Genomic DNA, 6,340 nt, shown 5'->3' on the forward strand with positions numbered 1-6,340 from the left:
CGAGGCTCGTACAATCGGCTCTCACCACGGAACGGGGAACGCCATGACAGTGCACGGCAGCAGCGACGTCCTGGTCGACGAGCTCTACGAGACGACGTACCAGCTGCGCCAGTTCGTCGAGACCCGGCTGCGCGCCCACGGGGCCTCGGTCGCGCGGCTGCGTGCCCTGCGGATGCTCGCGCGAGCCGAACAGCCGCTCCGCATGCGGGACTTGAGCGAGATGACCGGCGTCGCGGCACGGACCACGACCAGCATCGTCGACAGCCTGGAACGCGACGGTCTGGTGGAGCGCGTACGCCATCCGCACGACCGTCGCGCGTTCCTGCTGCGCCTCACCGACAAGGGCCGGGAGTGCCACCGCGAGGCGGAAGAGGTCGACGGCCTCGCGCTCGCGGAGGCGACGGCCGAGCTGGACACGGAGGACCGCGCACAGCTAAGGACCCTGCTCGCGCGCATCCTGAAGGCGACCACCTGAGACCGACGGGCCTCACCAGCGCCGCTCAGGCGGTGGTCCAGTCGCGCAGCCGGCGGGCGATCCGGGCGAGGCCCAACTCCCCGGAGGCCGCGTCGCGGACGAGCGCCACGGCCGCCTTGGGCGGGTAGTCGAGGCGCCGCTCGTTGAGGATCAGGTAGGCCTCGGTGGCGTGCCAGGCGAAGGCCTCGTTGGAGTGCTCCAGGCACGGCAACTTCGCCAGAGTCTGCAGTAGCGCGGCCGCCTTGAGGTGCAGGGACCCGTAGATGTCGCGCTCCATCGCGCGGGCGTCGACCCGGGCGGCAGCGGCGTAGAGCGGGCCGTAGTCGTCGACCTGGGGATCGCGGTCGAGCAGTTCGGCGGCGTGCAGGAGGAAGGTGACGTCGAGCGCGTGCGGTGGCTCGGGCTGGGTCACGCGGCGTGGCCCTGCTCCTGGCGCTCGAGTTCGCGGAGGGCGTCCGCCTCGGCCGCCCGTTGCTCGGCGCTGGGATCAGCGCTGCCGGGCTCGGCCGCGAAAGCCGCGCCGCTGCGCGCCATGGACCCCTTGAAGCCCTCCAGGAACCGCTCTTCGACGGCCGTCGCGCGCGCATAGGCGGCCGAGAGGATGTACTCCTGCAGGCTGACCCCGGCCTGCTTGGCGGCGGCCTCGATGGCCGCGCGCTGCCGGGGGTCTCGGAAGCGGAGGTTCATGGCTTTCGGCGTGTTCGGCATGACGTCCACGGTACCAGTGGTACCACGCGGGGGAGCCAGTCTTTCCTACACCGGCGTATGGCCCTCCAGGTAGGTGCGCACGGGCGTCGGCAGCCCGGCCGCGATGGCGTCGGCGAATGGTGCCCAGCGAAGTTGCCCCGCGGTGAGCTGAGCCTCCCCCGACGGGTCTTCGCTCAACAGATGGCACACCACGGCCGGCCCGCCTCCGGACTCGGACTCCAGAAGGCTCGTGCCGTCCACGAGATAGCCGGTGAGTTCGTACACCACCCGCGCGGCAGTGGCCTGCGCCGTCTCGGCCTCCTCAGGGACACCGGACGGCAGGATCCAACCGCCCTGCACGTCCACCAGCAGCACACGTCCGTCGTTCACGACGACCGCGTCCACCGGGCCTTCGGCGGCCTGCTCCAACGTCATGTCCCAACCGTCCCTTCGCACAAGGAGTGCCCGCCCGTCCGGGCACGTCCGAGCCCCTTTCCTACCCGGGACTGATCGGTTCACGCGGTACGGACGCACCGGGAGACGCCGACATGGCCTGCGAACTCGGCCGTCCCCTCGATATCTGCCACGACGCCCTTGCATCAGGACATGCCAGACAGTACCGCCCCGACCCCGACCTACGTTGGGGCCATGATCCGCTCCTCGTCCACCCGATCCCTGTCGCCCACGGTCCCCAGCGCACCACGTCCGTCCCTCAGCCCCAGTTGGTTCGCGGCCGTGATGGGCACCGGCATCGTCGCCAACGCGGCGGTCACCCTCCCGCGGAGCCTCCCCGGGCTGCGGACCGCCGCCACGGTCGTCTGGGTGGGCGCCGTACTGCTGCTGGTCCTGCTGGCCGTCGGCTACGTCCGGGACCGGGCGCTGCGGTCGCACGCGGCGGATCCGGTCGTGGCACAGTTCTTCGGCGCACCGCCGATGGCACTGCTCACGGTCGGCGCCGGGACGCTGTTGCTCGGCCGACGGGTGATCGGGCTCGACGCCGCGCTGGACGTGGACCGCGTGCTGTGGTCGCTCGGTACCGCACTCGGCCTCGCCACCGCCTGCACGGTGCCCTACCTGATGGTCACCCGGCACCGTTTCGCGCCGGACGCGGCGTTCGGCGGCTGGCTGATGCCGATCGTGCCGCCGATGGTCTCCGCCGCGACCGGCGCCCTGCTCGTCCCCCACACCCCGCCCGGTCAACTCCGGCTCGCCCTGCTCCTCGGCTGCTACGCGATGCTCGGCCTCGGCCTCCTCGCCGCACTCCTGGTCCTTGCCATCCTCTACGGCCGCCTGGTGCACCACGACGCACCCACCGGCGCCATGGTGCCCACGGTGTGGATCGGCCTCGGGGCCCTGGGGCAAGCCGTGACGGCACTCGGCGCGCTGGCCACGGCGGCACCGAGCACGCTGCCCGCGCTCTACGCCCGGGGCGCCGAGGTCCTCGCGCTGCTGGGCGGAATCCTGGTGTGGGGCTTCGCCCTGCTGTGGCTGGCGCTCGCCACCGCCCTGACGGCACGGACGATTCGCGCGGGGCTGCCGTTCGCGCCCACCTGGTGGTCGTTCATCTTCCCGTTCGGCGCGCTCGTGACCGCCACCAACGCCCTCGCGGCGCGCACCGGTTCGGTGTTGTTCGTCTGGCTGGCCCTCGTGTTCTACGTGCTGCTCGTCCTGGCCTGGATCGTCGTGGCCGGTCGCTCCCTGCGTCACGTCGCCACCCGGACCGCCCCTTCGGCGCCGCGGGAACTGAGCAACTCCCTTGGCCGATCAGGCTAGTTGACAGCGCTTTTGCGCAATGCCGCGAGGTGGGCCATCTGTTCACCCATGCCACGGGTTCCGGCCAGCGGTGCGCGGGCGTGCGGCCAGACGGAGTGGACGAGGCCGACGTGCCGGGCGCCGCCGAGGGCGACGACGGGGTCGAGGAGCACGATGCCACGCAACGTCGCCTGATCCAGGATGAGTTGGGCCGTCACGGCGTCCGTCGCACCGTGCGGGGTGTCGTACGGCTCGACGACGTCGTCGAGGTCGAGCAGGCCGTACCGCGCGGAGAGGATCAGCAGCCGGTCGGGTCGCAGCGCGTCGGCCGCCTTGCGGCACGCGCGGTGGTACGAGCCGATGTACAGGTCCGCGGCGCGCGCGGGCCGGTCCAGTTTGCGGCTGCCGCACGGGATGACGACGAGTTCCGGCTTGAAGCAGTCGAGATGGTCGTACGTGGTCATGCTCGCTTGTCCTGTTCTCTTTCTTCCCTGTTCGCGGTGGCCGCGGCCATGCCGGTCGTCCGGAAGCTCGTCCGGAACGCGCCCGGCGTCACCCCCAAGTGCCGTACAAACGCCCTCCGGAGCGACTCGGCGGAGCCGAATCCGGTGCGCCGCGCCACCACCGGCAGGGAGTCGTCACCGGTCTCCAGCAACACCTGGGCGGCCTCCAGCCGGACCCGCTCCACATACCGGGCCGGGGTGGTCCCCACCTCTTCGTCGAAGAGCCGGCTCATGTGGCGGACGCTGATGCCCGCCCGGCGGGACATGGCGGCCAGCGTGTGATGGGCGCCGGGGTTCGCGGCGACCGCGTCCAGCACCCGCCGTAGCACCTCCCGGCGGGAGTGCGGGACCTGGGAGCGGACGCTGAACTGGGACTGTCCGCCCGGTCGTTGCATGAAGACGACCATGTCCTTGGCGACCGCTCGCGCGACCTCCGCACCGAAATGCTCCTCGACGAGCGCCAAGGAGAGATCGATACCGGCCGAGACGCCCGCCGAGGTCATCAACGGGCCGTCCCGCACGAAGATGGCGTCCGGTTGGACCCGCACGGACGGGAAACGCGCGGCCAGTTGCCGGGACTGCCGCCAGTGCGTCACGGCGCGACGCCCTCGCAGCAGTCCGGCCGCGGCCAGCAGGAACGCGCCGGTGCACACCGACGCCGTACGACGAGCCAAGCCGTGCAGTCGCCGGACGACGTCCAGGAGCGCGTCGTCCTTGATCACCGTCTCCCATTCCGGGCCGCCCGGGACCACGAGGACGTCGTACGGCTCGCGCACGTCGTCCACGGCGAGGTCGGCGCCGATGCGGGTGCCGGCGGAGGTGATCACCCCGGCGCCGTTTTCGGACGCGACCTGCACCCGATAGTGCCCGCCGAACGCGTTGGCCGACGCGAACACCTCGATCGGGCCGGTCACATCGAGCAGCCGGACGCCCGGGAAGACGAGGACGGTGACGGTCAGGGGGCCCGTTCCGGGACGGTTGTGGTTCATCGAACAGCCAGCGTGCGCCGGTGACCGGTGCCGGTGCCACGACCGGTTTCCTCCCTGCTGGGAGACAGTGCCTCCCAGCAGGCCCCCTCGGAATTCCGTCCTCGGTCGAGTCGGGTCCCCTGCCCCGGAACTACGCGGCGGGCAGTCCTGGTTGCCCCACGACCGGCAGTCGCAGGGACGTGTGCGCCAGATCCAGGGTGATCGTCGGCCGGTCGGTCGCACGGTTGGCGATGCCCCAGTCGGTGCCCGCGACGATCAGGGCCAGCCGGTGCCCGGCCGGGACGACATGGTCGACGCTCGCGAGTGTGAGCGTGAGGGTGTAGGGCTTGCCGGGTGTGAGCGGTTGGACCTTGTGCGCGTCTGCGGCGGTGCCGAGCGCGGCCCAGCCCCGGCTGAAGACGGTGCTCGTGACGTGCTTGGTGTCGGCCGCGGTCTTCTTGTAACAGGCGCTGTCCTGCGCCGAGTTCTCGCCCCAGCAGGACGTTCCGGAGACCGTGGAGATGCCCAGGCCGCCCGTGTTGTAGTCGCGGATGGTCGCCGCGCCCAGGTCGACGAGGACCGCCGACACGTTCGCGGTCGCGGTTGTCGAGGTGGCGGTGACGGTCACCTGCGAGGCCCCGGAGACGCGCAGCGGCTTCGTGAGCGGCTTGGTGACGAAGCCCGCCTTCTCGCCGGTCGACTGGTCGATGTGCGCGGCCCAGTCGAGCTCGGACTTGTCCGTGGCGTCGGTGAAGGTCTCGGTCCCGCTCCCGGGTTGCGTACCGAGCGTGCCCACGCCCGCCTGCGTTCCCTGAACGGGGCGGAGAGCCAAGGGTGTTGTGGACTTCGGCGGCCAGACGGCGTCCGTGGTCCAGTGGTCCGGGGTCCGCTCGATGTCGGCCATCGGCGCGCGGTCGATCCCGTTGTCGTAGCCGAGGAGTTCATGGTCGAACCAGTGGTGCAGGGTGTCCACCCACTCCGTACGGCGGTAGTCGAAGGGGTCGACGTGGCCGGTCTGGGAGAGCCAGATCTTGCGCTCGACGCCGTTCTTCGCGAGGGCGTCCCACCACTGGCCGAAGTTCTTGGTGCGGACGGAGAGGTCCTGTTGACCGTGCACGACGAAGACGCTCGCCTTCACCTTCTTCGCGTCCGCCACGTAGTCCCGCTCGGCCCAGATCGGGGACCAGTCACCGGACTTGACGACGGCCGGATCGCCGAGCGGCTTGTTCACGGCGGCGCAGCGCTGGCCGACGGCATCGCTCTCGACCGTACGGATCAGCGCACCCGGCGTGGGCGCGCTGCCGACCAGTCCGGCTCCCTGGGAGAAGTAGGCGTCGTACCAGGAGGAGATGGAGCTGATCGGGACGATCGTCTTCAGGCCCTTCACGCCGGTCGCGGCGACCCCGTTGGCGATGGAGCCGTCCCAACTCTTGCCGATCATCCCGGTGTTGCCGTTCGTCCAGCCGGCCTTGGTGGGGGTGGTGCCGGTGTGGGTGGTGTAGGCGTGGGCGCGGCCGTTGAGCCAGTCGATCACCGTCTTCGTTGACCGGATGTCGATGGGTCCGCCGGCGTCCGTACAGCCGTCGGAGCGGCCCGTGCCGGGGAGGTCGACGGCGACGAAGGCGTAGCCGCGCGGGACGAAGTAGTTGTCGTAGAAGAGCGGGAAGCCGACCGGCCGGCCCTTGGCGTCGTAGGTCTTCTTCTGGCTCTCGTTGCCGCGGCCGCAGCAGGAGTAGTAGGGGCTGGCCTCCATGATGACCGGTATCTTCCGGCCCTTGGCGGCGGGTTCGGCGGGGCGCACGATGTCGACGGCCACCCGGTCGCTCTTACCGTCGCGGTCGTCGTCGCGCCCGGTGTCGACCCAGACGGTCTCGCGGACGGCCTTCTTGTACGAGTAGACCGGTTTGCTCAGGGCGATCTCGGTGGCGTGGCCGGTCTTGAGCGACACGTTGTAG

8 protein-coding genes are annotated in these 6,340 nt (G+C 70.9%); 2 read left to right on the plus strand and 6 right to left on the minus strand.

What is annotated here, in order from left to right; genetic code table 11:
• The first annotated feature begins 43 nt into the window (after positions 1–43).
• The gene (locus ACFWP5_RS15555) at positions 44–475 is read left to right on the plus strand and encodes a MarR family winged helix-turn-helix transcriptional regulator (RefSeq protein ID WP_384155505.1); all 432 of its coding nucleotides are present in this window, start codon (positions 44–46) and stop codon (positions 473–475) included.
• 25 nt (positions 476–500) lie between these two features.
• Here ACFWP5_RS15555 and ACFWP5_RS15560 read toward each other — a convergent pair whose 3' ends face one another.
• From ACFWP5_RS15560 to ACFWP5_RS15570, 3 genes are read right to left on the minus strand one after another with little or no spacing between them, the layout of a single operon-like run.
• Positions 501–887, minus strand: a complete 387-nt coding sequence (locus tag ACFWP5_RS15560; protein WP_384155508.1) for a fic family toxin-antitoxin system, toxin component — start codon at positions 885–887, stop codon at positions 501–503.
• Positions 884–1,183: a DUF1778 domain-containing protein gene (locus ACFWP5_RS15565; RefSeq protein ID WP_384155511.1), complete on the minus strand. Its 300-nt coding sequence runs from the start codon at positions 1,181–1,183 to the stop codon at positions 884–886. Before ACFWP5_RS15565 ends, ACFWP5_RS15560 begins: the two co-directional genes overlap by 4 nt.
• A gap of 45 nt (positions 1,184–1,228) precedes the next feature.
• On the minus strand, positions 1,229–1,597 hold the full coding sequence (locus tag ACFWP5_RS15570; protein WP_384155514.1) for an NUDIX domain-containing protein: 369 nt from the start codon (positions 1,595–1,597) through the stop codon (positions 1,229–1,231).
• A 213-nt stretch (positions 1,598–1,810) separates the two neighbouring features.
• Here ACFWP5_RS15570 and ACFWP5_RS15575 point away from each other — a divergent pair, with 213 nt between their 5' ends.
• Positions 1,811–2,935, plus strand: coding sequence for a TDT family transporter (locus ACFWP5_RS15575; RefSeq protein ID WP_384155517.1), 1,125 nt, complete (start codon positions 1,811–1,813; stop codon positions 2,933–2,935).
• On the opposite strand, the gene ACFWP5_RS15580 is transcribed toward ACFWP5_RS15575, so the two are convergent.
• The 3 genes from ACFWP5_RS15580 to ACFWP5_RS15590 all read right to left on the minus strand — a co-directional run bounded on the left by ACFWP5_RS15580 (position 2,932) and on the right by ACFWP5_RS15590 (position 6,333).
• A complete protein-coding gene (locus ACFWP5_RS15580) occupies positions 2,932–3,378 on the minus strand; it encodes a DUF6884 domain-containing protein (RefSeq protein WP_384155520.1) in 447 nt (148 codons plus the stop codon). The genes ACFWP5_RS15575 and ACFWP5_RS15580 overlap by 4 nt on opposite strands.
• A complete protein-coding gene (locus tag ACFWP5_RS15585; RefSeq protein WP_384155523.1) occupies positions 3,375–4,406 on the minus strand; it encodes a GlxA family transcriptional regulator in 1,032 nt (343 codons plus the stop codon). The genes ACFWP5_RS15580 and ACFWP5_RS15585 overlap by 4 nt, the downstream gene beginning before the upstream one ends.
• Positions 4,407–4,536: 130 nt before the next feature.
• On the minus strand, positions 4,537–6,333 hold the full coding sequence (locus tag ACFWP5_RS15590) for a Xaa-Pro dipeptidyl-peptidase (RefSeq protein WP_384155529.1): 1,797 nt from the start codon (positions 6,331–6,333) through the stop codon (positions 4,537–4,539).
• Positions 6,334–6,340: the final 7 nt, after the last annotated feature.

The sequence above is a fragment of the Streptomyces sp. NPDC058469 genome, assembly GCF_042721125.1.
GTDB lineage: Bacteria > Actinomycetota > Actinomycetes > Streptomycetales > Streptomycetaceae > Streptomyces.

Bases quoted from the DNA above. Each gene is read 5' to 3' on its own strand.
- ACFWP5_RS15575 (WP_384155517.1), top strand. From the start codon at position 1,811: ATGATCCGCTCCTCGTCCACCCGATCCCTGTCGCCCACGGTCCCCAGC.
- ACFWP5_RS15565 (WP_384155511.1), bottom strand. From the start codon at position 1,183: ATGCCGAACACGCCGAAAGCCATGAACCTCCGCTTCCGAGACCCCCGG.
- ACFWP5_RS15585 (WP_384155523.1), bottom strand. From the start codon at position 4,406: ATGAACCACAACCGTCCCGGAACGGGCCCCCTGACCGTCACCGTCCTC.
- ACFWP5_RS15555 (WP_384155505.1), top strand. From the start codon at position 44: ATGACAGTGCACGGCAGCAGCGACGTCCTGGTCGACGAGCTCTACGAG.
- ACFWP5_RS15570 (WP_384155514.1), bottom strand. From the start codon at position 1,597: ATGACGTTGGAGCAGGCCGCCGAAGGCCCGGTGGACGCGGTCGTCGTG.
- ACFWP5_RS15580 (WP_384155520.1), bottom strand. From the start codon at position 3,378: ATGACCACGTACGACCATCTCGACTGCTTCAAGCCGGAACTCGTCGTC.